26 protein-coding genes are annotated in these 25,441 nt (G+C 70.7%); 10 read left to right on the forward strand and 16 right to left on the reverse strand.

Features of this window, described 5'->3' with window-relative positions; translation table 11 throughout:
* Nucleotides 1-52 precede the first annotated feature (52 nt).
* A complete protein-coding gene (locus AB0I66_RS28455; RefSeq protein ID WP_363210802.1) occupies nucleotides 53-349 on the forward strand; it encodes a YiaA/YiaB family inner membrane protein in 297 nt (98 codons plus the stop codon).
* 69 nt (nucleotides 350-418) lie between these two features.
* Nucleotides 419-1,051 carry a TetR/AcrR family transcriptional regulator gene (locus AB0I66_RS28460; protein ID WP_363210803.1) on the forward strand — a complete coding sequence of 211 codons (633 nt, stop codon included), beginning with the start codon at nucleotides 419-421 and terminating at the stop codon, nucleotides 1,049-1,051.
* A 13-nt stretch (nucleotides 1,052-1,064) separates the two neighbouring features.
* Here AB0I66_RS28460 and AB0I66_RS28465 read toward each other — a convergent pair whose 3' ends face one another.
* Nucleotides 1,065-1,529 carry a MaoC family dehydratase gene (locus AB0I66_RS28465; protein WP_363210804.1) on the reverse strand — a complete coding sequence of 155 codons (465 nt, stop codon included), beginning with the start codon at nucleotides 1,527-1,529 and terminating at the stop codon, nucleotides 1,065-1,067.
* A 116-nt stretch (nucleotides 1,530-1,645) separates the two neighbouring features.
* Between AB0I66_RS28465 and soxR the strand changes: the two genes are divergently transcribed.
* A complete protein-coding gene (soxR, locus tag AB0I66_RS28470; RefSeq protein ID WP_363210805.1) occupies nucleotides 1,646-2,113 on the forward strand; it encodes a redox-sensitive transcriptional activator SoxR in 468 nt (155 codons plus the stop codon).
* On the opposite strand, the gene AB0I66_RS28475 is transcribed toward soxR, so the two are convergent.
* Together AB0I66_RS28475 and AB0I66_RS28480 are read right to left on the reverse strand one after the other, a co-directional pair.
* Entirely contained in the window at nucleotides 2,070-3,404 is a 1,335-nt protein-coding gene (locus tag AB0I66_RS28475) for a solute carrier family 23 protein (protein WP_363210806.1), read from the reverse strand. The two genes, soxR and AB0I66_RS28475, sit on opposite strands and share 44 nt — an antisense overlap.
* Before the next feature lie 4 nt (nucleotides 3,405-3,408).
* Complete coding sequence (locus tag AB0I66_RS28480; RefSeq protein ID WP_363210807.1) at nucleotides 3,409-4,560, reverse strand: aryl-sulfate sulfotransferase; 1,152 nt, start codon at nucleotides 4,558-4,560, stop codon at nucleotides 3,409-3,411.
* A 97-nt stretch (nucleotides 4,561-4,657) separates the two neighbouring features.
* Between AB0I66_RS28480 and AB0I66_RS28485 the strand changes: the two genes are divergently transcribed.
* Nucleotides 4,658-5,248, forward strand: coding sequence for an XRE family transcriptional regulator (locus AB0I66_RS28485; protein ID WP_363210808.1), 591 nt, complete (start codon nucleotides 4,658-4,660; stop codon nucleotides 5,246-5,248).
* A gap of 41 nt (nucleotides 5,249-5,289) precedes the next feature.
* On the opposite strand, the gene AB0I66_RS28490 is transcribed toward AB0I66_RS28485, so the two are convergent.
* Nucleotides 5,290-6,360: an RNA ligase (ATP) gene (locus tag AB0I66_RS28490; RefSeq protein ID WP_363210809.1), complete on the reverse strand. Its 1,071-nt coding sequence runs from the start codon at nucleotides 6,358-6,360 to the stop codon at nucleotides 5,290-5,292.
* Between the two features lie 139 nt (nucleotides 6,361-6,499).
* The gene (locus AB0I66_RS28495; RefSeq protein WP_363210810.1) at nucleotides 6,500-7,222 is read right to left on the reverse strand and encodes a 3-keto-5-aminohexanoate cleavage protein; all 723 of its coding nucleotides are present in this window, start codon (nucleotides 7,220-7,222) and stop codon (nucleotides 6,500-6,502) included.
* A gap of 51 nt (nucleotides 7,223-7,273) precedes the next feature.
* Here AB0I66_RS28495 and AB0I66_RS28500 point away from each other — a divergent pair, with 51 nt between their 5' ends.
* Nucleotides 7,274-7,792: a hypothetical protein gene (locus AB0I66_RS28500; RefSeq protein ID WP_363210811.1), complete on the forward strand. Its 519-nt coding sequence runs from the start codon at nucleotides 7,274-7,276 to the stop codon at nucleotides 7,790-7,792.
* 33 nt (nucleotides 7,793-7,825) lie between these two features.
* Here AB0I66_RS28500 and AB0I66_RS28505 read toward each other — a convergent pair whose 3' ends face one another.
* Nucleotides 7,826-8,434 carry a hypothetical protein gene (locus AB0I66_RS28505; protein WP_363210812.1) on the reverse strand — a complete coding sequence of 203 codons (609 nt, stop codon included), beginning with the start codon at nucleotides 8,432-8,434 and terminating at the stop codon, nucleotides 7,826-7,828.
* Between the two features lie 239 nt (nucleotides 8,435-8,673).
* On the opposite strand from AB0I66_RS28505, the gene AB0I66_RS28510 reads away from it, so the two are divergent.
* A complete protein-coding gene (locus AB0I66_RS28510) occupies nucleotides 8,674-11,511 on the forward strand; it encodes a penicillin acylase family protein (protein ID WP_363210813.1) in 2,838 nt (945 codons plus the stop codon).
* 11 nt (nucleotides 11,512-11,522) lie between these two features.
* Here AB0I66_RS28510 and AB0I66_RS28515 read toward each other — a convergent pair whose 3' ends face one another.
* From AB0I66_RS28515 to AB0I66_RS28530, 4 genes are all read right to left on the reverse strand, one after another.
* A complete protein-coding gene (locus AB0I66_RS28515; RefSeq protein ID WP_363210814.1) occupies nucleotides 11,523-12,794 on the reverse strand; it encodes a serine-threonine protein kinase in 1,272 nt (423 codons plus the stop codon).
* 53 nt (nucleotides 12,795-12,847) lie between these two features.
* Nucleotides 12,848-14,101: an MFS transporter gene (locus tag AB0I66_RS28520; protein ID WP_363211137.1), complete on the reverse strand. Its 1,254-nt coding sequence runs from the start codon at nucleotides 14,099-14,101 to the stop codon at nucleotides 12,848-12,850.
* Between the two features lie 139 nt (nucleotides 14,102-14,240).
* The gene (locus AB0I66_RS28525) at nucleotides 14,241-15,566 is read right to left on the reverse strand and encodes an erythromycin esterase family protein (protein WP_363210815.1); all 1,326 of its coding nucleotides are present in this window, start codon (nucleotides 15,564-15,566) and stop codon (nucleotides 14,241-14,243) included.
* Between the two features lie 124 nt (nucleotides 15,567-15,690).
* Nucleotides 15,691-16,959, reverse strand: a complete 1,269-nt coding sequence (locus tag AB0I66_RS28530; protein WP_363210816.1) for a DUF1343 domain-containing protein — start codon at nucleotides 16,957-16,959, stop codon at nucleotides 15,691-15,693.
* A 155-nt stretch (nucleotides 16,960-17,114) separates the two neighbouring features.
* Here AB0I66_RS28530 and AB0I66_RS28535 point away from each other — a divergent pair, with 155 nt between their 5' ends.
* From AB0I66_RS28535 to AB0I66_RS28545, 3 genes are read left to right on the forward strand one after another with little or no spacing between them, the layout of a single operon-like run.
* Nucleotides 17,115-17,882, forward strand: coding sequence for an SDR family oxidoreductase (locus AB0I66_RS28535; protein ID WP_363211138.1), 768 nt, complete (start codon nucleotides 17,115-17,117; stop codon nucleotides 17,880-17,882).
* Nucleotides 17,879-19,621: an AMP-binding protein gene (locus tag AB0I66_RS28540; protein WP_363210817.1), complete on the forward strand. Its 1,743-nt coding sequence runs from the start codon at nucleotides 17,879-17,881 to the stop codon at nucleotides 19,619-19,621. Before AB0I66_RS28535 ends, AB0I66_RS28540 begins: the two co-directional genes overlap by 4 nt.
* Before the next feature lie 24 nt (nucleotides 19,622-19,645).
* Nucleotides 19,646-20,239 carry a TetR/AcrR family transcriptional regulator gene (locus AB0I66_RS28545; RefSeq protein WP_363210818.1) on the forward strand — a complete coding sequence of 198 codons (594 nt, stop codon included), beginning with the start codon at nucleotides 19,646-19,648 and terminating at the stop codon, nucleotides 20,237-20,239.
* A 6-nt stretch (nucleotides 20,240-20,245) separates the two neighbouring features.
* On the opposite strand, the gene AB0I66_RS28550 is transcribed toward AB0I66_RS28545, so the two are convergent.
* The 3 genes from AB0I66_RS28550 to AB0I66_RS28560 form a co-directional block, all read right to left on the reverse strand.
* Entirely contained in the window at nucleotides 20,246-21,460 is a 1,215-nt protein-coding gene (locus AB0I66_RS28550; RefSeq protein WP_363210819.1) for an acyl-CoA dehydrogenase family protein, read from the reverse strand.
* A gap of 7 nt (nucleotides 21,461-21,467) precedes the next feature.
* A complete protein-coding gene (locus AB0I66_RS28555) occupies nucleotides 21,468-22,502 on the reverse strand; it encodes a phosphotransferase family protein (protein ID WP_363210820.1) in 1,035 nt (344 codons plus the stop codon).
* 237 nt (nucleotides 22,503-22,739) lie between these two features.
* Nucleotides 22,740-23,036, reverse strand: coding sequence for a hypothetical protein (locus tag AB0I66_RS28560; RefSeq protein ID WP_363210821.1), 297 nt, complete (start codon nucleotides 23,034-23,036; stop codon nucleotides 22,740-22,742).
* Nucleotides 23,037-23,162: 126 nt separating this feature from the next.
* On the opposite strand from AB0I66_RS28560, the gene AB0I66_RS28565 reads away from it, so the two are divergent.
* Nucleotides 23,163-24,119 carry an NADP-dependent oxidoreductase gene (locus tag AB0I66_RS28565; protein ID WP_363210822.1) on the forward strand — a complete coding sequence of 319 codons (957 nt, stop codon included), beginning with the start codon at nucleotides 23,163-23,165 and terminating at the stop codon, nucleotides 24,117-24,119.
* Nucleotides 24,120-24,143: 24 nt separating this feature from the next.
* On the opposite strand, the gene AB0I66_RS28570 is transcribed toward AB0I66_RS28565, so the two are convergent.
* Genes AB0I66_RS28570 through AB0I66_RS28580 form a run of 3 tightly spaced genes read right to left on the reverse strand, consistent with a single transcriptional unit; the run spans nucleotide 24,144 to nucleotide 25,411 of the window.
* Nucleotides 24,144-24,485, reverse strand: coding sequence for a DUF202 domain-containing protein (locus AB0I66_RS28570; protein ID WP_363210823.1), 342 nt, complete (start codon nucleotides 24,483-24,485; stop codon nucleotides 24,144-24,146).
* Nucleotides 24,473-24,865 carry a DUF202 domain-containing protein gene (locus AB0I66_RS28575; protein WP_361052801.1) on the reverse strand — a complete coding sequence of 131 codons (393 nt, stop codon included), beginning with the start codon at nucleotides 24,863-24,865 and terminating at the stop codon, nucleotides 24,473-24,475. Before AB0I66_RS28575 ends, AB0I66_RS28570 begins: the two co-directional genes overlap by 13 nt.
* 9 nt (nucleotides 24,866-24,874) lie before the next feature.
* The gene (locus AB0I66_RS28580) at nucleotides 24,875-25,411 is read right to left on the reverse strand and encodes an NUDIX domain-containing protein (protein WP_363210824.1); all 537 of its coding nucleotides are present in this window, start codon (nucleotides 25,409-25,411) and stop codon (nucleotides 24,875-24,877) included.
* Nucleotides 25,412-25,441: the final 30 nt, after the last annotated feature.

Raw genomic sequence — 25,441 nt, forward strand, 5'->3', positions numbered from 1 at the left:
CCTGAGTACGGCAACGGATGTGGCGCGGCCGCTCCCGGGCGAAGCTCTGACCATGAGTGAGACACCGGCACCGGTCAAGCAGCAGAACAGCACCGCCTACTACGGTCAGGCCATCGCGTCGTTCGCCGTGGCGATCGGCGCCGTGGCGATCGGCGTCTACAGCCTCGACGTCAGCGGCTGGATCCGCGCCTTCCTCGCCGTCTCCGTCCTGTACCTGACGACCTCCGCGTTCACCCTCGCCAAGGTGATCAGGGACCGGCAGGAGGCGGACCAGCTCGTCAGCCGCGTCGACCAGGCCCGTCTGGAGAAGATTCTGGCCGAACACGACCCGTTCAAGCCGGCGGCCTGACCGGCGTCCTAAGCGCTTGCTCACCGTCAGGGGTATGGTGTCCCTCCCGACCGGCGGAAGGAGTGGGCGATGAGCACGGCGGAGCAGACCGAGGGCGATGACCTGCCATGGGGCGAGGTCACGCCCGATGCGGCGCGGCGGCTGCTGATCGCCGCCGTCGAGGCCTTCGCCGAGCGTGGGTACCACGCGACGACGACCCGGGACATCGCGGGCCGCGCCGGCATGAGCCCGGCGGCGCTCTACATCCACTACAAGACCAAGGAAGAGCTGCTCCACCGCATCAGCCGGATCGGCCACGACAAGGCCCTGCGGGTCCTGCGCACCGCGGCCGACGGTCCGGGCGGCGCGGCGGAGCGGCTCGCCGACGCCGTACGGTCCTTCGTGCGCTGGCACGCCGACCATCACACCACCGCCCGCGTGGTCCAGTACGAGCTGGACGCGCTCGGCGAGGAGCACCGCACGGAGATCGTCGCGCTGCGCCGCCAGTCGGACGCCGCCGTGCGGGACATGATCAACGACGGGGTGCGGGACGGGGAGTTCGACGTCCCCGACGTGCCGGGCACCACCCTTGCCGTGCTCTCGCTCTGCATCGACGTGGCCCGCTGGTTCAACGTCGCGGGCACCCGGACGCCCGACGAGGTCGGCGCGCTCTACGCCGACCTCGTGCTGCGGATGGTGGGGGCCAAGAAGCAGGACTCCTGAGCCCCCGGCCGCCTCAGAAGTAGTAGCGCGAGACCGACTCCGCGACGCAGGCGGGCTTCTCGCTGCCCTCGCGCTCGACGGTGACCACGGCGGTGACCTGGACGCCGCCGTCCTTGGTCGGCTCGACCTCCTTGAGCACGGCGGTCGCCCGCACCCGGGAGCCCGAGGGCACCGGCGAGGGGAAGCGGACCTTGTTGGTGCCGTAGTTGACGCCCATCTTCATGCCCTCGACGCGCATGACCTCCGGCACCAGGCTCGGCAGCAGCGACAGCGTCAGATAGCCGTGCGCGATGGTCGTCTTGAAGGGGCCCTGGGCCGCCTTCTCCGCGTCCACGTGGATCCACTGGTGGTCGCCCGTGGCGTCGGCGAACAGGTCGATCCGCTTCTGGTCGACCTCCAGCCACTCGCTGTGCCCGAGCTGCTCGCCGACCCCGGCACGCAGGTCGTCGGCCGACGCGAAGATCCTCGGCTCTGCCATGTCCCTGGCCTCCTCAAAATGTACGAACTAAGCGGTTGCTCAGCATGCTGCGTACGCCGACGTGTGTCAACGGACCGGTCATCGCGGGCGGCGGATCTGCCATTAGGGTTGGAGGGGTGCCCCAGATCCCAGAGAAGATCCATGAGCTCACCGTCGGCCAGCTCTCGGCCCGCAGCGGCGCCGCCGTCTCCGCCCTGCACTTCTACGAGACCAAGGGCCTGATCACCAGCCGCCGCACCTCGGGCAACCAGCGCCGCTACCACCGTGACGCGCTGCGCCGCGTCGCCTTCGTCCGTGCCGCGCAGCGCGTGGGCATTCCGCTCGCCACGATCCGCGAGGCGCTCGACTCGCTCCCCGAGGAGCGCACCCCGACCCGCGAGGACTGGGCGCGCCTCTCGGAGGACTGGCGCTCCGAACTGGACGAGCGGATCAAGCAGTTGGGGCGGTTGCGCGATCACCTCACCGACTGCATCGGCTGCGGCTGCCTCTCCCTGGAGAACTGCGTGCTCTCCAACCCCGACGACGTCTTCGGCGAACGCCTCACCGGCTCCCGTCTGTTGGTGGAGCGCCGGCCTCAGTCGTGACCTCGGGGGTGACCTCGGGCGCGGCTTCGGGCCGGTCGCGCGGCCCCAGATGGCGGAAGGCCACGCTGAGGATCACGGCGGCGAGCGCGCCCGCGGCCACTCCGCTGCCGAAGATCGTGTGCGCCCAGGGCGGCAGCGGTGCGTACAGGCCCGGGGTCATCACCGGCAGCAGCCCCACGACCAGGGCCAGAGCCACCACGATGCTGTCGGTGCCGTGCGTGAGGTCGACCCGGGACAGCATGCTGAAGCCGAGGACGGCGATCACCGCGTAGATCACCAGACCCGCCGCGCCGACCACCGGCTCGGGGATGGCGGCGAGCAGGCGCGTCAGCGGGGTCAGCAGACCGCAGACGACGAGCAGTACGCCCGCGCCCGCCGTGACGAACCTGCTGCGTACGCGCGTCAGTTGGACGATGCCGATGTTCTCGGCGCTCGTCACCATCAAGGACGTGCCGAAGACACCGGCGCCCAGCGACACGAGGGCGTCGGCGCGGGCGATGCGCGGCACGTCCCGGCCCGCGTCCGGGGTGCGGCCGACCGCCTCGCTGTTGAGCACGGTCTGGCCGGTGGCCTCGGCGAGCGAGGCGAGCGCGAAGACCAGCAGCGGGATCGCCGCGAGCAGGTCGAAGTGCGGGGCGCCGTACGGGAAGGGGTCCGGCAGCGCGAACGCGGCGCCGGAGGCGAGATGGATGTCCGTGCCGAGCAGCAGCGCGATGGCCGTGCCGCCCACGAGGCCGAACAGCACCGCCATCTGCCGCCACACGCCCCGCAGGACGAGGAAGAGCAGCGCGATGACGCCGAGCGTCGCGAACCCGGGTCCCGGCCCCGACGCCACCATCGGGGCCGTCACCTTGATCATGTTGATGCCGATGAGGACGACCGTCGTCCCCATCACCAGGGGCGGGAACAGCCGCACCACACGTCCGTAGAAGGGTAGTACGCAGATCAGGAACACCCCGGCGATCAGGACGGAGCCGGACGCCGTCGCGGCCCCGTACTCCTTCCCGATCTGCAGGAAGATCGCCACCGCCGCCCCGCCCGGCAGCATCAGGAACGGCAGCCGGGCGCCGACCCGCAGCGCCCTTACGCCGAGCGACTGGAGCAGCGCCCCGATGCCGCACAGCACCAGCGTGGCGCTGAGCAGCGAGGCCGTCTGAGCGGTGGTCAGCCGCAGCGTCGTGCCGATCAGGATCACCGAGGAGACGGGCGCGGCGATCCCGGCGAGGAGGTGCTGGAGGGCGAGCGGTGCGAGGCGCGGCAGCGGAAGGCGCTCGTCGACGGCGGCCACCACGGGCTCAGCCCTTCGCTGGTGCGGGAGCCGGGGTGAGCCAGGGCAGTTCGGAGGCGGCGTAACGGTAGGCGCGGAAGACGGCGTTGGGCTCCGACGGGAAGAGTTTGCGGACCTCTTCCTCCTCGTAGCCGCCGAAGAACGGCACGACGTACTCCCAGCAGAGGTAGCCGTCCGCGGTGACCTCGAAGAGGCGGCCCGCGGGGGAGTCGGTGATCAGGGTGTTGCCGTTCGGCAGTCGCTGGGCGCTGCCCATGAACGGCGCGAAGAACGACTCGCGGGCCGGGTCGTGGTACTCCCAGACGACCTTGCCGCTGGAACGCTCGATCTCGATGACCCGGCTGAACGGCACGTCCCAGTGCGGCCGGAAGACGCCGTTGTCGAAGACGAGGAAGTTGCCGTTCGGCAGTTCGGTCGGGCAGTGCTGCTGGGACACGACGCCGGGCTCCGAGCGCCAGATGATGTCGCCCGTCTCACGGGATATGACGACGACGGCGGAGACCGAGCGGAAGCTGGCGAGGATGTTGCCGTCGCTCGTCGGCAGGACGCTGTTGATCAGCGGGTAGTGCTCGCGGGCGTAGTCGGGGTGGAGCGGGAAGTCCGCGCGGCCGAGGTGCTCGGAGACCTTCCACTCCCAGGTGGTGTTCCCCTCGGCGTCCACCTCGACGATGGTGTCGGCCCACACGGTCCCGTCGGAGGCCTCGGACCCGGGCACGCCTCCGCGGACGGCCGCGGCGTCCTCGCCGGTCAGGGGTTCGAGTGCCGTGTAGAGGAGCCGGCCGTCGCCGTAGTGGTGCGCGTCGTGGTGCTGGAAGCGGTCGCGGTGCTCGCGCAGGACCGTGCCGTCCGGGGCGATCTCCTGCATGATCCCGCCGCGGTACTTGTGCCACATGGGGAAGAGCGCGGGCTCGTCGGGGAGTACGCCGTTGTAGGCGAGGTTGCCGTTCGGCAGGATCCGCGCGTGCCGTCCCGGGCGGTGCGGGAGGTTCCACTGGTGGGCGATCTCGCCGTGGGCGTCGACGAGGTAGACCTCGCCGCTGCCGGTGAGCGGGGCGAAGAGGGTGTAGCCGCCAAAACTGGCGCCCTCGTCCAGGGCCATCAGGCCGGTGCCACGGCGGCGGCGCTGATTCTGGTCCACGCGGGTCATGTCGCGGGTCATGGAAGTCCCGTCCTCTCGGTCAGGTGCGCTCGACTGCGCGCACTTAACTTTCTTAAGTGGTGCCGAAGAGGTTAACCCGACGGATATGCTGAGGGACATGGGTACGAGTGAGGAAAGTGCGGCGGGCGTCCCGCAGGTCGGTCCCGGGATCCGCAGGCTCCGCCGGGCCCTTGACCTGACGCTGGCGGACGTGGCGGCGCGGGCGGGGGTCTCGGCGCCCTTCCTCAGCCAGGTGGAGAACGGCCGCTCCCGGCCCAGCATGGGGTCCTTGCAGCGCATCGCCGACGCCCTGGACACCACGGCCGTCCAGCTCCTCGCCTCGGCGGATCCGCCGAAGCCGGTGGACGTGGTGCGCGGTGACTCGGCCTCGGTGGGCGAGGGCAAGGGCGACCGGGAGGCCCGGATGCGTCCGCTGGTCCGCGGCCACCAGCGGCTGCACGCCCTGGAGTTCACCGGGGACCACGACTGGGGCCGCGAGTACCGCCACCGCAACGACGAGATCCTCTACGTGGCCGACGGCTCGGCCGAGGTGGAGGCGGACGGCTCCGTGTACCGCCTGGACCGCGGGGACACGCTGTACTGCGCGGCCGAACTACCGCACCGCTGGCGTCCGTTGGAGGAGGGGACGCGGATGTTGGTGGTGGGGATCGCGGACGGGGTGCGGGTGACGGACGAGCGGGGCCACTGAGATGGCCGCCTGCCCGTCCGCCAGGTCGCTCGCCCCGGGGGTCACTCGAACTCCGTGCCGCCCTTCCTCGTCAGATAGGCCGCGCTGACCGCCTTGGCGATGGCGCGGCCGCCGGTCACGGGGGAGTACCGCTCGACCGCGGGCCGGATCACGACGCCCTCCCGCAGATGCAGGGCGCGCCCGGACACCGTCTCGCGGCCCGAGGCGACCGCCAGGACGTGCTCGGCGTCGTACGGGCCCTCGTACAGGCGCGGCACCAAGGGGAGCCGGTCCTTGAGCAGGGCCGCGGGGTCCAGCCACCGGACCTCGCCGTCGATCTCGGCGCTCACGTCGAAGACCGCGTAACCGAGCGTCTCGCGGCGTCCGTCGGCGCCGTACGTGAGGTCCTGGACTCCGGCGCCGTACACCTCCCCGAAGATCCCGACCCGGCGCGCGCCGAGCCGCTCGGCCAGGGCGGCGGCCGCGGCCGCGACTCCGTGCCCATGTACCGCGCGCCAGTACAGATTGCGCGCATCTTCCTTCAGGGCAAGGGACTTGGCCCCAAAGCCCTTCGAGGAGACATGCACCCGGCCGCCCGCATCGGCGACGTAGGTCAGCAGGCAGGCGGAACCGTGCAGCTTCTCCGTGAGGACCACCGGCTCGCCGGGCGCGAAGATGTCCGGGTGGCGCTGGATGTTCTCGATGTCGACCCACGGCAGCAGGTCGGGTGCGGCCTCGACGTCACCGTTCATGGTGGGCGGTATCGGCGGCACCCACTTCACGACACCGAGCCGGTCCGCGAAGTCCGTGCCCTCCGCCGCGGCCCGCGCCAAATCCACCTCCGCGAGCGCCCGAGGCCGGCACACGATGCCCTGCGACAACTCACCCCGCAACCGCACCGCCTTGACCCGATCCGCCTTGCCGCCCGCGAGCCGCCCGGTGAGCCCCAGCTCGTCGATCAACTCGACGGGCAGGACAGCCTGCTCCGGTATGTAGAGCGCCGTATCCCCGCTCCGATAGACGCCCTTGGCGACGACCGCGCGATACAGGCCCACCTGGGCCAGTTCGAGGGCATCGGCGTTGGGATGCTCGTGAATGGTCAGCACTTCGGCGGTGACGCGCAGCGTCGACATGGGACGGGCTCCTGGTTCCTACGTGCCGCGTGGACACGGGATCACGACGTTCATCACCACCAACTGTGCCGACGACAAAGCACTGGAGCGACCAAATATGTGGCTGCTAACGTCACGCTCTCGCGCGCCGGGGCCACCCCTACCGGGACGGCGTCCCGTACATCGACAGTGCCGTAGAGACCAACTGAGCGTTTGACTCCGCTCGTTCGCCGTCCGGCAGGACCAGGGTGTCCTCCAGGCCGATGCGGGTGGCCAGGCCCAGGCGGCCCGCGAGGCGTAGTACGGGCCAGGTGCCTGCCTCCTCGCCGTGCAGCAGGACGGGGCGGCCGTGGGAGCGGCCGAGCACGGTGAGGAGGGCGCGGGCCGAGTCGCGGGCCGTGGCGGGGTCGGGGTCCGTCACCTCCGCGAGGACCCGCAGGACGCGCGGGCCGAGCGGCGACGCCATGAAGCGTTCCGTGCCGTCCGTGCCGGACCAGATGCCGGCCTCCACGCCCACGCCCCGGTCCAGCAGGGCCTCGGCCACCGCCTCCGCCCCGGGCTCGTGCCAGTTCACCGACGCGTGGTCGGGCAGCACGGTCCACGCCCGGATGCGCGCCACCCGCTCCCTGGGGTCGGCCTCCGCCCAGGCGCCCGTGGTCACCCCGACCGGCACGGAGGTCACGGAACGGACCGCTTCCAGCGCGGCCGCAACCGCACGTGGCGCCAACGTGTCTTGCCCACAGGGGGACTTGGGGTGAACATGAACGTCCCGCGCGCCCGCCGCGACGGCCGCCGCCGCGGACTCGGCCATCGCCCCGGGTGACAGGGGGATCAACGCACCATCGCCCGCGCCGCGGGCGCCGTTCAGACATACCTGCATCACCACAGGACAGCACAGACGACGACACACAGACGACTCACAGGGGGAAGGCCGATGGGAATAGCCATCTGCTCGTTGCTGTGGAGTGCCGAGCGCTCGGGGCGGCAGAAGATCACCTACGACAGCGACGGCTACCACCTCGTGCGTTTTCCGTACACGGGCACCGACGAGTCGTACGACCCGTGGCACATGCACGACCCCGGCAAAGGCGCCACCAGCCCGTCAGGTTTCCCGGACGCCAGGTCCGGGCTCATCTGGCCGAGCCATCACGGCTGGGGCACCCTGTCGGCGATGATCTTCTGGGAGCCGGACGACCGGCCCACCGAGTACCGCGCGCGCTTCGTGCGCGACCCGCTCGGCGCCTCCACCGGCTACGACTCCACGGCCACCACCGACTGGATGCCCACCAGGGGCGGGCAGTACCGGACGCACATGTGGCAGATGTTCGTCCGCCCGCAGACACCGGTCGGCCTGAAGATGTCGGCGCGCGGCCCCGGCGACGTGAAGATCGCCGCACCGCTCATGTTCGCCGAGTTCAAGCTGGCCATACAGACGGACGTGGCGACGCCCTAGCCGCCGTACGCCCGCGGACGCTCCGGCCGCACCTCATGCCGAGACCAGCGGCCGTGCCCGCCGCGCCCGTGCCCGCGCCATCGCGGCGGGCGTGAGCACCGGGGCCGGCACGACGATGCCGCAGCCCGTGCAGACGGCGCCCGCGGAGGGCTCGTGCGCCAGGCCGTGCGTCCAGACGAGGTCGGTGCGGTCGCACACCGGGCACACCGTGCCCGGCTCCCGCTCCAGCGCCGCGATCAGCCGCCGCAGCACCTCGGCGAGCGGTCCCGAGGGGTGGACGCCGGGATCGTCGCACCAGGCGACCCCGAAGCCGCCCCAGGTGCACCGGTGCCAGTCGTCCACGCTGCCGGGCCGGCGGAGCCCGTCGTGCTTCTCCTTGCGGCGGCGCTCCGCGAAGTCCCGCTCGTAGGCGAGCCAGACCGCGCGCGCCGCCTCCAGCTCATCGAGCGCGGCCACCAGCCGCGCCGGGTCGGGAGAGCGGTCCTCGGGCCCGAAGCCCGCCCGGGAGCACAAATGATCCCAGGTCGCCCGGTGGCCGTAAGGGGCGAACCTCTCCAGGCACTTGCGCAGTGAATACCGCCGCAGTGCCAAATCGCTCAGCGGATCGCGCACCTGTCTCGCGAGACTCCGGAATCCGGCCATCGCCCTGCACCTCCGTCGCACGTTCTCGGACGTTGCCGAGTAGACGTATCGACTTGCGATTCGGCTCCCTCGACTTCCCCCCGAGTTTTCGGCGGACGACATAAGGCGGCGGTGAGCTGGAGCTATGTGCGCATTTTGAAAAAGCGACGCATGTTCATCTTCCGGGTTCGGCAACCCGCCAGTAACCTCCGCCTCAACTCCACCCCACAGGAGCACGAGCGGAGCCCAGAGGAGCACCCATGCGACGACGCATCGACCGGCTCAGAACCCTCACCGCCACCGCGGCACTCGCCCTCGCCGCGTCCCTCCTCGCACCGCAGCCGGGGGCGGCTGCCGACACCGAAGAGCCTCAACCCGCCGCGACGGACTACTGCGAGGGGCAGTGCGCGGACATCCTGCCGCCCGGCGCGAACGGGAACGCCACGCTCGCCGAGATACTCGCCCACCGCGTCCTGGGCACCCAGCCCAAGCACGCGAACGACCAGTTGGGCCCCTACGACGCGCTCTCCTCCGGCTATCCGTCCCTCACCGACGACAAGCTGACGGAGTTCTTCAACGACGCGTCCTTCGGCGTGCGCGAAGGCCAGGTCGCCTCCGTCACCAGACCGCGCGACGACGTGACGATCACCCGGGACAAGAAGTACGGCATCCCGCACATCAAGGGCTCCACGCGCTACGGCACCGAGTTCGGGGCGGGCTTCGCGGCCGGGCAGGACCGGCTCTGGCTGATCGACCTCTTCCGGCACATCGGCCGCGGCGAGCTGACGTCCTTCGCGGGCGGCGCGCTCGCCAACCAGGGCCTGGAGCAGCAGTTCTGGCCGCAGGCCCCGTACACGGAGAAGGACCTGGAGAAGCAGGTCGAGTACATCAGGACGACGCAGGGCGAGCGCGGCAAGCAGGCCATGGAGGACGCCCAGGCCTACATCGACGGCCTCAACGCCTATCGCGTGAAGTCGAAGAACGGCCGCTACTTCCCGGGTGAGTACGTCCTCACCGGCAAGATCGACGCGATCACCAACATCGGTGAGATCCAGCCCTTCAAGATCACCGACATGATCGCGCTCGCGTCCGTCGTCGGCGGTCTCTTCGGCAACGGCGGCGGCGGAGAGGTCGACGCGGCCCTCTCCCTCCTCAAGTCCCAGGAGAAGTACGGCGTCGAGAAGGGCACGAAGGTCTGGGAGTCCTTCCGCGCCCGCAACGACCCCGAGGCCGTCCAGACCGTCCACGACGGCACGAGCTTCCCGTACGCGGGCAAGCCGGAGAACGCCCGCGGCACCGCGATGCCCGACGCCGGTTCGGTCGAGCGCGAGCAGCTGGTGTACGACCGCGAGGGCGGCGCAAAGCCCGCGTCCGGGGACAAGGCCCCCAAGGACCCGGTGAAGGCGCCCAAGAAGCTCAAGCCGCTCCAGGGGATGTACGACGACGGGGTGCTGCCCGAGGACCTGTTCCGGCAGGACGGCCACAAGAAGGGCATGTCGAACGCTCTCCTCGTCTCCGGCAAGCACACCGCGAGCGGAAACCCCGTCGCCGTCTTCGGCCCGCAGACCGGCTACTTCGCCCCGCAGCTCCTCATGCAGCAGGAGCTCCAGGGCCCCGGCATCAGTGCGCGCGGCGTCTCCTTCGCGGGCGTCGGCATGTACGTCCAGCTGGGGCGCGGCCAGGACTACGCCTGGTCGGCCACGTCCGCCGGGCAGGACATCACCGACACGTACGCCGTCGAACTCTGCGAACCGGGCGGCGGCACCCCCACCAAGCAGTCCGCCCACTATCTCCACGACGGCACCTGCACCCCCATGGAGAAGATGGAGCGCAAGAACTCCTGGAAGCCGACCCTCGCCGACTCCACGGCCGCGGGCTCCTACCGCATGCAGGTGTTCCGCACGAAGTACGGCGTCGTGACGCACCGCGCGAGCGTCGAGGGCAAGCCCGTCGCGTACGTCTCGCTGCGCTCCACCTACCGCCACGAGGCCGACTCGATCATCGGCTTCCAGATGCTGAACGACCCGACGTACGTCAAGGACGCCTCGACGTTCAAGAAGGCCGCCGAGAACATCAGCTACGCCTTCAACTGGTTCTACGCCGACTCGCGCGACACCGCGTACTACAACAGCGGCGCCAACCCCGAGCGCGCGAAGGACATCGACCCCGCCCTGCCGGTCAAGGCCCAGAAGGCCTACGAGTGGCAGGACTTCGACCCGGAGAACAACACATCGGCACAGACTCCGTCCGCCGAACACCCGCAGTCCGTCAACCAGGACTACTACATCTCCTGGAACAACAAGCAGGCCAAGGACTTCAGCACGGCGGGCTTCGGCCTGAGCGCCGTGCACCGCGGTGACCTGCTCGACGGACGGGTGAAGAAGCTCACCGAGGAAGGCGGCGTCACGCGCGCCGCACTGACCCAGGCCATGTCCGAGGCGGCGGTCACCGACCTGCGCGGCGAACAGGTGCTCCCCGAACTGCTCAAGGTGGTGCGGAGCAAGCCCGTCACCGACCCCCAGCAGGCCAAGGCGGTCCAGCAGCTGGAGGCCTGGCGAAAGGCGGGCTCGCAGCGGAATCAGACAGCGGCGGGCTCCAAGACCTACGCCCACCCCGACGCCGTACGCATCATGGACGCCTGGTGGCCCCTGCTGATCGAGGCGGAGTTCAAGCCGGGCCTTGGCAAGGAGCTGTACGAGGCGCTGACGGGGCAGCTGAGCACCGACGAGGCACCGTCGGCCGGGCACGGGCCGACCGGGGCGCACGCCGGTTCGGCCTTCCAGTACGGCTGGTGGGGCTACGCGGACAAGGACCTGCGGGCCGTGCTCGGGCAGCCCGTGGAAGGCGCGCTCGGGGACACATACTGCGGCGAGGGGAAGCTGGACGCCTGCCGTGACGCGCTCCTTGCCACCCTGACGCAGGCCGTCGCCAAGCCCGCCACCGAGGTCTATCCCGGCGACGACAGCTGCAAGCCGGGCGAGCAGTGGTGCGCGGACTCGATCATCCACCGGGCGCTCGGCGGCATCACGCACGGGCCGGTCCAGTGGCAGAACCGGCCCACCTACCAGCAGATCGTCGAATTTCCCGAGCACCGCTAGGAGAAAGGGAATTACGTGAGCGGGATCCGCCCTGCGGCGAACACGACACGCGCCAGTTCCTCGTGGCAGATGTCGCTGTGCGCGCCGGAGGGCGGACCACCGCGCCGCACCACCGACGACGCGTCCACACTGACGCACCCCTTGGCCGGGATCGCCCGGCCCAGTTTGACGCGTCTGGCGCCGTCCACCGCCCGGATGCCGTCGTACCCGATGGCGCCCCAGCGCTCCCAGAGACCGAGGAAGGTCGAGGAGTCACCGGCGATCTTCGACGCCAGGGGGTAGATCTTGCCCAGGGCGTCGTCGTGCCGTGAGTAGCAGGACACCAGCGGCCCGTCGATCCGCCGCTGCACGCCGCTGAGCGCGCCGCTGCGCGAGGGCGCGTGCGGCAGCCGCTTGGAGAACGCGTAGTGCGAGAAGGCCCCTTGGAGCAGGGTCGTGGACTTCACGCTGCGCACCGACGCCGGCATCCCGCGCAGGGCGTACGACACGAGCCGTGCGCCGAAGCTGTGCCCGATGAGATGCACCCGTACGTTCGGTGCCTCCCGGGCCAGCAGTCCGATCGCGGGGCCGAGCCCCAGCTGGCCCACGGAGCCCGCCCGGCGTTTCATGGCGTAGTAGCTGGCCTGGCGGAGAACTTCGTGCGCCCCGTTCCAGAGACGTTTGCGCAGGCTGCCGAAGAGCTCCTGCTGGCCGGTGCCCTCCATCGCCGCGGCGAACACCTGGCACACCTCGACCGCGTCGTCGGTCAGCATGGCGGGCAGACCCGTCCAGGTGTCGTTGGCGAAGCGCCAGGCGGCACTGTTCTGGTGCACGGCGACCAGATTGCGCACCAGGCGGCTGTACTCGTAGAGACGCGTGGGCACCTCGGAGCGCTCCTCGAGGAGTGCACCGATCCGCCGCAGGTCGTCGTCGTGATCGGGGAACGTGCGGGCGAGCAGCAGCCGCGTCGGCTCGTCGAGCAGAGGTCCCGCGCCCGGCACCGGACCCGGCCCGGTGGCCGTGACCGACGGCTCGAAGTCCGGGATCCGTTCGTCGGGGAAGCGGATGGCGGGCCAGAGCACGCCCACGTACCCCAGGCGTACGCGCGATCCCGCGAGGTCGCGGCACGGCGTGTAGAACCGCCGGTAGAGGTCGGTCGCCATGTCTTGGTCGTTGTTCCAGCCGTGCGCGAGGACGAGGAGATCGGTGACGTTCTCGTCGGCCACCTCGGCGAGGAGATGGTCGCGTTGCGTGGTGTCGACATCCCCGTCGGCGTCGAAGGTCAGTTCCCAGTAGGGCTCCACGCGGTCATCGTCCTGCGGCGCCGGTGTACTGACCAGATGTCCCGCAAGGGAAGCTACGCCAGTTCCCGCTCGCGCGTTTCCGGCAGCGCGAGGACGCACACCAGGGACACGACGGCCATGGCGCTCACGTACCAGCCCACCGACGACGAACCGAACGCGGACTGCAGCCGGGTCGCCACCAGCGGGGAGACCGCGCCGCCCAGCACACCGCCCAGGTTGTAGGCGAGCGAGGCGCCCGAGTAGCGCACCTTCGTGCCGAACAGCTCCGGCAGGTAGGCGCCCATCGGCCCGTAGACGACCCCCATGCAGAACAGCGCGCCGCCGAGCGCCAGCGCCATGAGCACCGGCTGCTCGGTGTCCAGGAGCGGGAAGAGCACCAGGCCCCACACCACCGCGAGCCCGGCGCCCACCAGGACCAGCTTGCGGCGTCCGGCGCCGTCGGAGCGCGTCGCGGCGAGCCACGTGCCGGCCGCGAGGAAGAGACAGGCCACCAGCGAGAGGCCCAGCATGGTGTTGCGGGAGACGCCCAGGGTGCCGGTGGAGTAGGCGAGGCAGTACGTCGTCGCCGTGTAGAAGAGGCCGTACGCGACGACCATCCCGCCCGCGCCGAGCAGCAGTTCACGCGGATGGTGGCGCAGCACGTCGAGCGTGGGGACCTTGCTGGCCTCTTGCGCGTCCATGACCTTCGCGAAGACCGGCGTCTCGCTGATCCGCAGCCGGACGAAGAGTCCGACGCCGACGAGCAGGAAGGAGAGCAGGAACGGCACGCGCCAGCCCCAGGAGCGGAACGCGTCGTCGGACAGGACCGCCGAGAGCAGCCAGAAGATGCCGGTCGCCGCGAAGAACCCGACGGACGGGCCGAGTTGCGGGAAGGCCGCGTACAGGCCGCGTTTCTTCTTCGGCGCGTGTTCCACGGCGAGCAGCGCGGCCCCGCCCCACTCGCCGCCGAGCCCGATGCCCTGCAGGAAGCGCAGCAGGATCAGCAGGACGGGCGCCCAGATGCCCAGGGTGCCGTATCCGGGCAGGAGTCCGACGAGCGCCGTCGACAGACCCATCAGGAGCAGCGAGGCCACGAGCACCGACTTGCGGCCGACACGGTCGCCGAAGTGCCCGAAGACCACCGAGCCGATGGGCCGCGCCGCGAACGCCACCGCATAGGTGGAGAAGGAGGCGAGGGTGGCGTTGACCGGGTCCAGGGTCGGGAAGAACGCCTCGTTCAGGACGAGCGCGGCCGCCGTGCCGTAGATGTAGAAGTCGTAGAACTCGATGGCCGTCCCGATGAACGAGGCCACGGCCACCCGGCGCATGCTCTCGGGGCTGCCGTCCGCGTCCGGGACCTGCTCTTTCTCTGCTGCTGTCGATTCGCTCCGCACGACCGGCACTGTCGCGTTGGATGTAGGGGCCAGTCAATACCCGGGACGGCTTGTCTCGGTCATTGAGACCGCTTCACCGGTCCTGGCGGTGAGCTGCGGTGACGCGGTGCAGATGGATGAGGATGTCGTGCGAGGGCGCGAGCCGGATCTGGTGCGGGCCGTCCGGGAACGCCGTGCCGATGCTCTTGGTCAGGCGGCTCTTGCCCAGCCACTTCCGGGCGGTCGCGGGAGCGGTCCGCATGTCCAGGAAGTAGTCGTCGTGCCGCACCTTGTCGAGCGTGTGCTCGTTCATCCCGCGCGTGGCGGCGCCCACGGAGCGCGGCTTCCACACCTCGGACTCCGCGCTCTGCGCCATGAGCGAGCCCCGGTCGAAGGTGAACCCGATGCTGACGTAGCGCTCGCCGAGCCGGTCCCGCAGGAAGGCGCCCTGCATCTTCGGGTAGCGGGGGTCGTAACTCTCGTACCCCACATGGGCGTTGTGCGCCGACAGAAGCACCTTGTCGCCGGTCTGCCGCTGCCACCACGCGGTGTTCCGCGCCATGAGGCGGTCGCGGTAGAGCATGCCGTCCTTGATGCCTTCGGGAGTGTCGAAGGGGAAGGCGTAGATCGTGGCGGTCTGCGAGACGGACCGGGCGTGCTGCAGGGCCAGGGTGAACTCGCGGTCGGAGGAGGCGGGTCGCAGTTCCTTCAGCAGGTCGTGCGCCTCCCGTGCCTTCCCGGAAAGCTCTTCGCGCTCCTTCAGCGGCCTGGCCATGTACGTGTCCCCGTCCGCGAGGCGGCGGATCGGCGCGTACAGCTCGGTGATCCTGGGCAGCAGACCGGGCTCATGGGCGCGGACGTAGTCTTCCACGCCGTCGAACAACTCGGCGCCGATCTCGGGGTAGTTGAGGTCGTTGCCCATGAAACGCACCTGGCGGTGCGGGTGCTTGTCGTTGTAGTTGCGCATCCAGGTCAGGAGCTCGACGTACTCCTCGGTGTCCCAGGGCGTCTTCGCCAGCTCCTTGTGGACCAGCTCGCGCACGTCTCCCTTGCCCCCGCGCACGTACGCGTCGAAACGCAGGCCCGTGGTCCAGCTGACCTCCTGCGAGAAGGTGGTGAACCCCTTCTCCTCCACGAGATAGCGAAAGACGCGGTCCTTCATCGTGAAGAACTCGTGCGAACCATGTGTGGCCTCACCCAGGCCCACCACCGAAGCGTCACCCACCATCCGGCCCATCGGCCGCAGGTCCTTCGTGGAACCGCCCGGATCGGTCGAGCGCAAGGGGTGAGCCGCTCGTTCGATCGCCGGGACCGGATCGGTGGACGCCGGCGCCGCGCCGGCCTGAGGGGCGACGAGCACCCCCAGGCCGAGCGTGCCGGCCACCGCCAGGGGGACGGTGCGTCGTGCTGTCCGTGCCATGCCGGATCTCCTCAACTCGGGTGTACGGAGCTAAAGATCAGGATTCCGGCCCGGCAGGGGCGCCTGCCACCCGGCAGGCACCCCTCTCACCGGTGGGGCCTTCCCCACCTTCTCCGGCGAAGGCCTACGAGTAGCGCAGGTACCGCTTGCGCACGGCGCGGAACCGAGCGAGATCGTCGTGCCAGCCGGCCACCACCTCGTCCGTGCCCGCGCCCGCGTCGATCATGGTGCGGACCCGCGTGGTGCCCGTCAGCTTGTCGATCCAGTTGTCGGGGCGCCAGGCGAAGCCGCTCCACGTCTTCTTGGCGGTCACAAGGAGCGCGATACCGGTGCGCACCGGGTCGAACGACTCCCGGTCGTGCACATGGAGCTGCACGCCGCCGATCGTCTTGCCCTGGAACTTGGAGAACGTCGGCGCGAAATACGCCTCCCTGAAGTCCACGCCGCGCAGCCCGGCATCGTTCGCGGCGGCAGCCCACTTCCGGTCGATGCCCTCGGCGCCCAGCAACTCGAAGGGGCGGGTCGTGCCGCGCCCCTCGGAGAGGTTCGTGCCCTCGAAGAGGCAGGTGCCGCTGTAGACCAGGGCGGTCTCGGGCGTGGGCATGTTCGGGCTCGGCGGCACCCACGGGAGCTCGGAGGCGTCGTAGAAGTCCGAGCGCTTCCAGCCCGTCATCCGTACGGTCTCCAGCTCGACCGGGCGCTCCAGGAACTCGCCGTTGAACAGCAGCGCGAGCTCCGTCACCGTCATCCCGTGCGCCTGCGCTATCGGCTGCCGGCCGACGAACGTCGCGAACTCCTTGTGCAGCACGGGTCCCAGCGCGGCGCGTCCCGTCACCGGATTCGGCCGGTCGAGGACGACGAACCGTTTCCCCGCGAGCTCGGCCGACTCCATGCAGTCGAAGAGCGTCCAGATGTACGTGTAGAAGCGCGCCCCCACGTCCTGGATGTCGAAGACGATCGTGTCGACGCCGGACGCCGTGAAGATGTCGGCGAGGGCCTTGCCGCTCTTCTGGTACGTGTCGTAGACCGGAAGCCCGGTGGCAGGGTCGTCGTACCGGCCCTCGGAACCACCCGCCTGCGCCGTGCCACGGAAGCCGTGCTCGGGGCCGAAGACCGCTACCAGGTCCACTCGCTCGTCGGCGTGCATGACGTCGACGATGTGGCGGACGTCCCTGGTCACGCCGGTCGGATTGGTGACGACACCGACCCGCTCGCCGTCCAGGAGCGCGTATCCGTCGGCGGCCAGGCGGTCGAAGCCGGTGCGCAGCCTCCGGCCGCCGCCCGATCCGCCCCCGCCTCCCGCGGCGGCCGCCGGGGCCGCCGATGTGAGGGCCGTGGCGGTGCCGGCGGCCAGCAGGCCCCGTCTGGAGAAGCTGCGGCGGGACAGGTTCATGCAGAGACCTCCGTGTGCGCGGTGGCTGTCATGGCCACGCACGCTAGCGCGCGGACCGCGGCCGGGGAACGAACCTGGCTGCCCGACCCTCTTCCATCCGAACATACCGACTGGTTAGTCTGCGATCACAGCGGAGCCGCAGTCGAAGGAGACTGATCGTGGAGACCTTGCAGGACAAGGGAGTTGTCGTCACCGGTGCCGGAGGCGGGATCGGGGCCGCGCTGGCCCGCCGGTTCGCCGCCGCCGGGGCGCGCGTCGTGGTCAACGACCTGGACGCCGCCAAGGCCAAGGCGGTGGCCGACGAGATCGGTGCCGTCGCCGTGGCCGGCGACGCGTCTGCGGTCGTGGCCGAGGCCAGAGACGCGCTGAGCGGCACCGTGGACGTGTACTGCGCCAACGCGGGCCTCGGCTCCGGCGGCTCGGAGGCCGCGCCCGAAGAGGTCTGGGCCACGGCCTGGGACGTCAACGTCATGGCCCATGTGCGCGCGGCCCACGCGCTGCTGCCCGAGTGGCTCGAGCGCGGCAGCGGCCGCTTCGTCTCCACCGTCTCGGCTGCGGGGCTGCTCACCATGATCGGCGCCGCGCCCTACAGCGTCACCAAGCACGGCGCGTACGCCTTCGCCGAGTGGCTCTCGCTGACCTACCGCCATCGCGGGATCGACGTCCACGCGATCTGCCCCCAGGGCGTGCGCACCGACATGCTCGCCGCCACCGGCACCGCGGGCGACCTCGTGCTCACCCCGACCGCGATCGAACCGGACGACGTCGCGGACGCGCTCTTCACCGGGATGGAGGAGGGCCGCTTCCTGATCCTGCCGCACCCCGAGGTGGCCGAGTACTACCGCATCCGCGCCGCCGAACCGGACAAATGGCTCACCGGCATGAACCACATCCAGCAGAAGTGGGAGGCGACGGACCGGTGAGCGACTCCACCAGGACCGGCTCCCTCACGGCCTCCGCCACGGCCGCCGGTGCGTCCATCTACGCCGCCAAGCCCTGGCTCGGCCGCCTCAGCGAGGCCCAACGCGGCCCGGTCGAGCCCGCCGCGTCCGTCGTGCACGCCTTCCGCGCCGCGGTGCTGAGGGCCCCCGAGCACACGGCCCTCGCCTACTTCGACGGGCGCCTGAGCTACCGCGAGGTGGACGCCCTCACCGACTCCGTCGCCGGGCACCTCGCCGCACGCGGGCTCGCCCGGGGCGACCGGGTCGCGATCCTGCTGCAGAACACCCCGCACTTCGTGATCGCGCTGCTCGGCGCGTGGAAGGCGGGCGCCACGGTCGTGCCGGTGAACCCCATGTACAAGTCGGCGGAGGTCGGGCACGTCCTCGCGGACGCCGACGTGACGGCGCTGATCTGCTCCGACCGCGCCTGGGAGACGTATCTGCGCGAGACGGCCGCCGCCTCGCCCGTACGCGTCGTGCTCACCGCCTGCCAGCTCGACCTGCAGACCCGGGGCGACACCCGCGTCCTGGACTTCGAGCGCCTCCCGCAGGCCGCCGACGCCGACGACCTGGTGACCGTCGCCCGGCAGGGACTCCCGGCCCCCGGCGACCGGCAGCTGGGCCCCGCCGACATCGCCCTCATCAGCTACACGTCGGGTACGAGCGGTCAGCCCAAGGGCGCCATGAACACCCACGGAAACATCACCTACAACGCCGAGCGGCAGCGCACGGGCTCCGGCATCCCCGAAGGCGCCTGCTACTTCGCGATGGCGCCGCTCTTCCACATCACCGGCATGGTCGCTCAGGTCGCCGCCTGTCTGACCAACGCCGGCACCCTCGCGCTCGCCTACCGCTTCGAGGCCGGAGTGGTCCTCGACGCCTTCGCCGAGCACAAGCCGGCGTACACCGTGGGCCCGTCCACGGCCTTCATGGCGCTCGCCGCCCACCCCTCCGTCACGCGGGAGCACTTCGACTCCTTCGCGATGATCTCCTCGGGCGGCGCGCCGCTGCCGCCCGCCCTGGTGGAGAAGTTCCGCGCGGGCTTCGGCCCCTACATCCACAACGGGTACGGGCTCACCGAGTGCACCGCGCCCTGCGCCTCCGTGCCGCCGGGCCAGGAGGCGCCGGTCGACCCGGTCTCCGGCACCCTCGCCGTCGGCGTCCCCGGCCCCGAGACGGTCGTCAGGATCGTCGACGACCACGGCGCGGACGTCCCCTTCGGGGAACAGGGCGAGATCACCGTGCGCGGCCCGCAGGTCGTGCCCGGCTACTGGAAGCGCCCCGAAGCCACGGACGAGGCGTTCCCCGACGGCGAACTGCGCACCGGCGACATCGGCTTCATGGACGAGCAGGGCTGGCTCTACGTGGTCGACCGCAAGAAGGACATGATCAACGCCTCCGGTTTCAAGGTATGGCCGCGCGAGGTGGAGGACGTCCTCTACAGTCACGCAGCCGTCCGCGAGGCGGCGGTCATCGGCGTCCCGGACAGCTACCGCGGCGAGACGGTCAAGGCCTTCGTCAGCCTGCGCCCGCAGGCCGACGTCGCGCCGGACGACCTGGCGGCGTACTGCAAGGAACGGCTTGCGGCGTACAAGTACCCCCGCGCGGTCGAGATCCTGCCGGAGCTGCCGAAGACCACAAGTGGGAAGATCCTCCGGCGGGAACTGCGTTCCCGCAACGACACAAACAACGACACGAGCTCTCGGCACGACGAGAGCTGAATCCCCGAAAGGCAGGTGGCGGCAGTGGCCAGGACGACGGACGGTGACGGCACGCCCGTCCCTCAGCGGCTGCTCGCCGCCGCCACGCGGCTCTTCGCCGACCGCGGCTACGACCGCACATCGGTGCAGGAGATCGTGGAGTCGGCAGGCGTCACCAAGGGCGCGCTCTACCACTACTTCGGCTCGAAGGACGACCTCCTGCACGAGGTGTACGCGCGGGTGCTGCGCGTCCAGCAGGAGCGTCTCGACGCCTACGCGGACGCCGACGCCCCCATCGAGCAGCGGGTGCGGGACGCGGCGGCGGACGTCGTCGTCACGACGATCGACAACCTCGACGACGCCTCGATCTTCTTCCGCTCCATGCACCATCTGAGCCCGGAGAAGAACAAGCAGGTGCGCTCCGAGCGCCGCCGCTACCACGAGCGGTTCCGCGCGCTGATCGAGGAGGGCCAGGAGGCCGGCGTCTTCTCCAAGGCGACCCCCGCGGACCTGGTGGTGGACTACCACTTCGGCTCGGTCCACCACCTGTCCACCTGGTACCGCCCGGGCGGCCCGCTCACCCCGCAGCAGGTCGCCGACCACTTGGCGGACCTGCTGCTGAGGGCGCTGCGGCCGTAGCGATACCTACAGGTACTTCTTCAGCTCGCGTCGGGCCAGCGACCGCTGGTGCACCTCGTCCGGTCCGTCGGCCAGACGCAACGTCCTCGCGGAAGCCCACAGCTCGGCGAGCGGGAAGTCCTGGCTGACGCCGCCCGCGCCGTGCAGCTGGACCGCCTGGTCGAGGATGTCGACGACCGTACGCGGGGTGGCGATCTTGATGGACTGGATCTCCGTGTGCGCGCCCTTGTTGCCCACGGTGTCCATCAGCCACGCGGTCTTCAGGACGAGAAGGCGCAGCTGCTCCACCGCGACCCTGGCGTCCGCGATCCACTCCTGGACGACGCCCTGCTGGGCGAGTGGCTTGCCGAAGGCCGTACGCGCCACCGCGCGCTGACACATCAGCTCGATGGCCCGCTCGGCCATGCCGATCAGGCGCATGCAGTGGTGGATGCGGCCGGGGCCGAGGCGCGCCTGGGCGATGGCGAAGCCGCCGCCCTCCTCGCCGATCAGGTTGCTCACGGGGACCCGGGCCCCGTCGAAGACGACCTCGGCGTGCCCGCCGTGGGAGTGGTCCTCGTAGCCGTACACCTGCATGGCGCGCCGTACCTCGACACCGGGGGTGTCACGCGGCACGAGGACCATGGACTGCTGGCGGCGGGGGTCGGAGCCCTCGGGGTCCGTCTTGCCCATCAGGATGAAGATCTGGCAGTCCGGGTTCATCGCCCCGGAGATGTACCACTTGCGCCCGGTGATGACGTACTCGTCGCCGTCGCGCTCGATGAGCGTGGTGATGTTCGTGGCGTCGGACGAGGCGACCTCGGGCTCGGTCATCGCGAACGCCGAGCGGATCTCACCGGCGAGCAGCGGCTCCAGCCACTGCTTCTTCTGCTCGTCGTTGCCGAACTGGGCGAGGACCTCCATGTTGCCGGTGTCCGGCGCCGCGCAGTTCAGCGCGGTGGGCGCCAGGTGCGGGGAGCGCCCGGTGATCTCGGCGAGCGGGGCGTACTGGAGGTTGGTGAGCCCCGCGCCGTGCTCGGCGTCCGGCAAGAAGAGATTCCACAGGCCCTGCTTGCGGGCCTCGGCCTTCAGCTCGCCGACGATCGCCGGGGTGTCCCAGGGGGAGGCGAGCTGGGCGCGCTGCTCCTCGGCGACCTTCTCCGCCGGGTAGACGTGCTCGTCCATGAAGGTGAGGAGCCTGTCGCGCAGCTCTTCGGTACGGGCGTCGAATGCGAAGTCCATGGCTGTCTCAGCCTTCCTGTCGTCCTTGGAGGGTGGTGAGGCCGTGCTCGATGAAGACGGGGACCAGCTCCCCGATGCGGTCGAAGCCCGCGCCGACCGTCTGGCCGAGCGTGTACCGGTAGTGGATGCCCTCCAGGATCACGGCGAGCTTGAACCACGCGAACGCCGTGTACCAGGAGACCGCGGAGACGTCGCGCCCCGAGCGCGCGGCATACCGCTCGATCAGCTCCGCGGCCTCCGGGTGACCCGGTGCGCCCGCCGTGGTGCTGATGGGGGAGTCGGGCAGCTGGAGGCGGGTGCTGTACATGACCAGCAGGCCCAGGTCGGTGAGCGGATCGCCGAGGGTGGACATCTCCCAGTCGAGGATCGCCTTGATCCGGTCGTCCTCGCCGATCAGGACGTTGTCGAGGCGGTAGTCGCCGTGTACGACGGTGGGCGCGGGGGAGTCGGGCAGCTGCCGCCCCAGGGCGGCGTGCAGCTCGTCGATCCCCGCCAGGTCGCGGTTGCGCGAGGCGTCGAGCTGCTTGCCCCAGCGGCGCAGCTGGCGGTCGAGGAAGCCCTCGGGCCGTCCGAAGTCACCCAGCCCGATCGCTTCGGGGGCCACGGAGTGCAGGTCGACGAGGGTGTCGACGAGCCCGAGGACCGCGGCGCGGGTGCGCTCGGCGCCCAGCGGCGTGAGCTCCTCGGCGGTGCGGTACGGCGTGCCGTCCACGAAGTCCATGACGTAGAAGGGCGCCCCGAGCACGTCGACGTCCTCGCAGAGCAGCACCGGCGCCGGCACCGGAACCTCGGTCCCGCGGTGCAGGGCGCTGATCACCCGGTGCTCGCGCTTCATGTCGTGCGCGGTCGCGAGGACGTGCCCGAGCGGTGGCCGCCGTACGACCCAGCGCGTGGTGCCGTCCGTCACGGCGTACGTCAGGTTCGACCGGCCGCCCTCGATCAGCCGGGCGGTGAGCGGGCCGCCCACGAGGCCCGGCCGCTCGCGGTCCAGATGGCCGCGCAACTGGTCGAGGTCGAGGCCTGGTGGATGGTCTGAGCTCATCTTCGCTCCTGGTCGGACGGTCGTCGTCTGGGTGCCGCGGCGCTGACGCGCGGCGTCGCGCTGACGTTCATGATGCCGACCAGTCGGTATGTAGTCCAGAGCGCAGGGCGAACGTGATCAGGATCGCGGCGGGACGAAAGCCTCCGGACAGGCCGATCCCCCGCCACAGACTGCCAGTTGGCGCCCGTGCGGGGGAAGTCGGCGGAGGCGGTTGCCCCTCGGTGCGGCCCGCAGGCCTCAGTGGTCGTCCCAGTGACCGTCGTGCGCCGCGTGTCGGTGGCCGTCGTGCACGTAGTCCACGTGGTCGCCGTGCAGCACCGAGCTGTGCCCGCAGCCCTCGCCGTGCCGGTGGTCGTGCCCCTCGTGCACGGAGTGCTCGTCCGGCTCGCACTCGTCCCAGTGGCCGGAGTGCAGGCGGTGCATGTGGCCGTCGTGCGCGTAGTCGACGTGGTCGCCGTGCGGCACCTCGGAGTGCCCGCAGGCCGGGCCGTGGACATGCTCGTGGACGGGGTGTTCGTGGTGGAGCGTGGTCATGGCGACTACACCTTCCGTGGGAGGGGTGACTCTCTCAGGCTAGTACCCAATGCCCCTTTGATGGGGATATGGAAGCCTCGTTGATGTTTCCGTCACCCCACGAAGCGCCCCCAGGAAGCCGACCCCATGAAGGCGATCAGCTACCGCCGGTACGGCGGCCCCGAAGTCCTCGAGTACGGCGATGTGCGCGACCCCAAGGTCGGCCCCGACTCCGTCCTCGTGAAAGTCCGCGCCGCGTCGGTGAACCCCGTCGACTGGAAGTGCATGGGCGGCCACCTCGACGGCATCCTCGACCCCGTCTTCCCGGTCATCCCCGGCTGGGACGTCGCGGGCGTCGTGGTGCAGCCGGGCGCCTCCGTCCCGGAGTACGTGGTGGGGGACGAGGTCATCGGCTACGTACGCGAGGACTTCCTCTCCCGCGGCACCTTCGCCGAGTACGTGGCGGCCCCCGTGCGCACCCTGGCCCGCAAACCGCGCAACCTCACCTTCGAGGAGGCCGCGGGCCTGCCGCTCACCGGGCTCACCGCCTATCAGGTGATCGTCAAGACGCTCTCGGTGACGGAGGGGGACGTCGTCCTCGTGCACGCGGCGGCCGGCGGCGTCGGCTCGATCGCCGTCCAGCTCGCCCGGCACGCGGGCGCCCGCGTCATCGGCACCGCGAGCGAGCGCAACCACGACTACCTGCGGGAACTGGGCGCGGAACCGGTCACCTACGGCGACGGTCTGGCCGACCGCGTGCGGGCCCTCGCCCCGGACGGGGTGGACGCGGCCTTCGACACGATCGGCGGCGACACCCTCAAGGTGTCCGCCGACCTCCTCGCGCCCGACGGCCGCCTCGCGTCGATCGCGGACGGCGCGGTCATCGGCCTCGGCGGCCACTACTGCTTCGTACGGCCGGACGCCGACGATCTCCGGCACCTGACGCAGCTCGTGGAGCAGGACGTCGTGACGGTCCACGTCGACGAGACGTTCCCGCTGGAGAAGGCGGCGGACGCGTACCGCCTCGGCGCGGAGGGCCGTACCCGGGGCAAGATCGTCGTCACGGTGGACTGGACGGCGGAGGACGGGCCCGCCGAGCACTGAGGGCCGTGAATCCCGAGGGGCCGCTCAGAACACCATGGCCGTCGCGCACGCCGCCAGCGCCATCGTGCACAGCGCGGCCGTCGCCGCGGCCCGCGCAGGGAGCCGCAGCGGCCTGCTGCTCGCGGCGAGCTCGGTCATCCTGCGGTGCGCCACGACCAGGAAACCGAGCCACAGGAGCAGGCAGAGCGCGCAGGCGACGACGGCCACCGGGGTGGTGCCCTCCTGGAGGGCGGCGCGCGCCGCGAGGACCGCCGCGACGGTGCAGGACAGGGTCGTACGCCGCCACGCGAGCCGGGTGCGCTCCGGCTGCAGCCCCGGATCGCGCTCGGGGACCGCCGTCTCGCCCCGGTCGCTCACCCCTCCCACCCGAAGAGCACGACGACGACCATGGCGAGCGCCACGACCGCGACGGCCAGGCTCAGGACGGTCGGGAAGCGCGAGACGGGCAGATCGTCGCCGCGCCGCATCGCCCGCTCGCAGCGCACCCAGTGGTTGACCGCGCGCAGCGAGCTGAGCACGCCCGCGGCGAGCAGGGCGAGTGCGAGCCCGATGCGCCACCCCCAGCGCAGGTCCGGCAGGAACTGGTCCACCGCGAAACCGCCGCCGATGAGGGCGAGGGCGGTGCGCAGCCAGGCGAGGAACGTGCGCTCGTTGGCGAGCGAGAAGCGGTAGTCGGGGGTGTCGCCCTCGTCGCGGATCCGCTCGGGCGCGAACCACAGGCGCAGGCTTTGTACGAAGTTGCTCACTTGCCGACCCTAGCTGGCGCGGTATTCCCGCAGTCGCTCGTACGCCGCGAGCCCGTCCGGCACCCAGTCCCACTCGCCGAGCCGCTCCTCCAGCTCCGCGTCGCCGATGAAGGCATGCCAGGCGACCTCCTCGGCCTGCGGGTCCACCGGCAGGTCGCAGCGCACCTCGTAGAGGTACGACCACCAGCTGTGCCCCGCGCCGTCCTCGTACAGGAACTTGAACAGCGGTGTGGGCCGCGGCAGTCCGTGGACGCCGAGTTCCTCCTCCGCCTCGCGCAGGGCGGCGTCGTCGTAGGACTCGCCGGCCCCGACGACACCGCCGACGAACATGTCGTACATCGAGGGGAAGACCAGCTTGACCGGTGTGCGGCGGTGCACGAACACGCGGCCCTCGGCGTCCCGTGCCTGGATGAACACGCAACGGTGGCGCAGGCCGCGCGCGTACACCTCACCGCGCGGGGCCTCGCCGACGACCTCGTCGTTCTCGTCGACGACGGAAAGGATCTCTTCGCTGGGATCGGGCACGGATGGGCTGTTCGACGTCATGCCGACCATCCAACCCCACCACGCCGGGCG

It is taken from the genome of Streptomyces sp. NPDC050439 (assembly GCF_040655335.1).
GTDB lineage: Bacteria > Actinomycetota > Actinomycetes > Streptomycetales > Streptomycetaceae > Streptomyces.

Excerpts from the sequence above, each read along its gene's own strand:
- AB0I66_RS28455 (WP_363210802.1), top strand. The coding sequence starts at position 53 with ATGAGTGAGACACCGGCACCGGTCAAGCAGCAGAACAGCACCGCCTAC.
- AB0I66_RS28460 (WP_363210803.1), top strand. The coding sequence starts at position 419 with ATGAGCACGGCGGAGCAGACCGAGGGCGATGACCTGCCATGGGGCGAG.
- AB0I66_RS28465 (WP_363210804.1), bottom strand. The coding sequence starts at position 1,529 with ATGGCAGAGCCGAGGATCTTCGCGTCGGCCGACGACCTGCGTGCCGGG.
- AB0I66_RS28480 (WP_363210807.1), bottom strand. The coding sequence starts at position 4,560 with ATGACCCGCGACATGACCCGCGTGGACCAGAATCAGCGCCGCCGCCGT.
- AB0I66_RS28485 (WP_363210808.1), top strand. The coding sequence starts at position 4,658 with ATGGGTACGAGTGAGGAAAGTGCGGCGGGCGTCCCGCAGGTCGGTCCC.
- AB0I66_RS28490 (WP_363210809.1), bottom strand. The coding sequence starts at position 6,360 with ATGTCGACGCTGCGCGTCACCGCCGAAGTGCTGACCATTCACGAGCAT.
- AB0I66_RS28500 (WP_363210811.1), top strand. The coding sequence starts at position 7,274 with ATGGGAATAGCCATCTGCTCGTTGCTGTGGAGTGCCGAGCGCTCGGGG.
- AB0I66_RS28505 (WP_363210812.1), bottom strand. The coding sequence starts at position 8,434 with ATGGCCGGATTCCGGAGTCTCGCGAGACAGGTGCGCGATCCGCTGAGC.
- AB0I66_RS28510 (WP_363210813.1), top strand. The coding sequence starts at position 8,674 with ATGCGACGACGCATCGACCGGCTCAGAACCCTCACCGCCACCGCGGCA.
- AB0I66_RS28520 (WP_363211137.1), bottom strand. The coding sequence starts at position 14,101 with ATGCGCCGGGTGGCCGTGGCCTCGTTCATCGGGACGGCCATCGAGTTC.
- AB0I66_RS28525 (WP_363210815.1), bottom strand. The coding sequence starts at position 15,566 with ATGGCACGGACAGCACGACGCACCGTCCCCCTGGCGGTGGCCGGCACG.
- AB0I66_RS28530 (WP_363210816.1), bottom strand. The coding sequence starts at position 16,959 with ATGAACCTGTCCCGCCGCAGCTTCTCCAGACGGGGCCTGCTGGCCGCC.
- AB0I66_RS28550 (WP_363210819.1), bottom strand. The coding sequence starts at position 21,460 with ATGGACTTCGCATTCGACGCCCGTACCGAAGAGCTGCGCGACAGGCTC.
- AB0I66_RS28555 (WP_363210820.1), bottom strand. The coding sequence starts at position 22,502 with ATGAGCTCAGACCATCCACCAGGCCTCGACCTCGACCAGTTGCGCGGC.
- AB0I66_RS28560 (WP_363210821.1), bottom strand. The coding sequence starts at position 23,036 with ATGACCACGCTCCACCACGAACACCCCGTCCACGAGCATGTCCACGGC.
- AB0I66_RS28565 (WP_363210822.1), top strand. The coding sequence starts at position 23,163 with ATGAAGGCGATCAGCTACCGCCGGTACGGCGGCCCCGAAGTCCTCGAG.
- AB0I66_RS28580 (WP_363210824.1), bottom strand. The coding sequence starts at position 25,411 with ATGACGTCGAACAGCCCATCCGTGCCCGATCCCAGCGAAGAGATCCTT.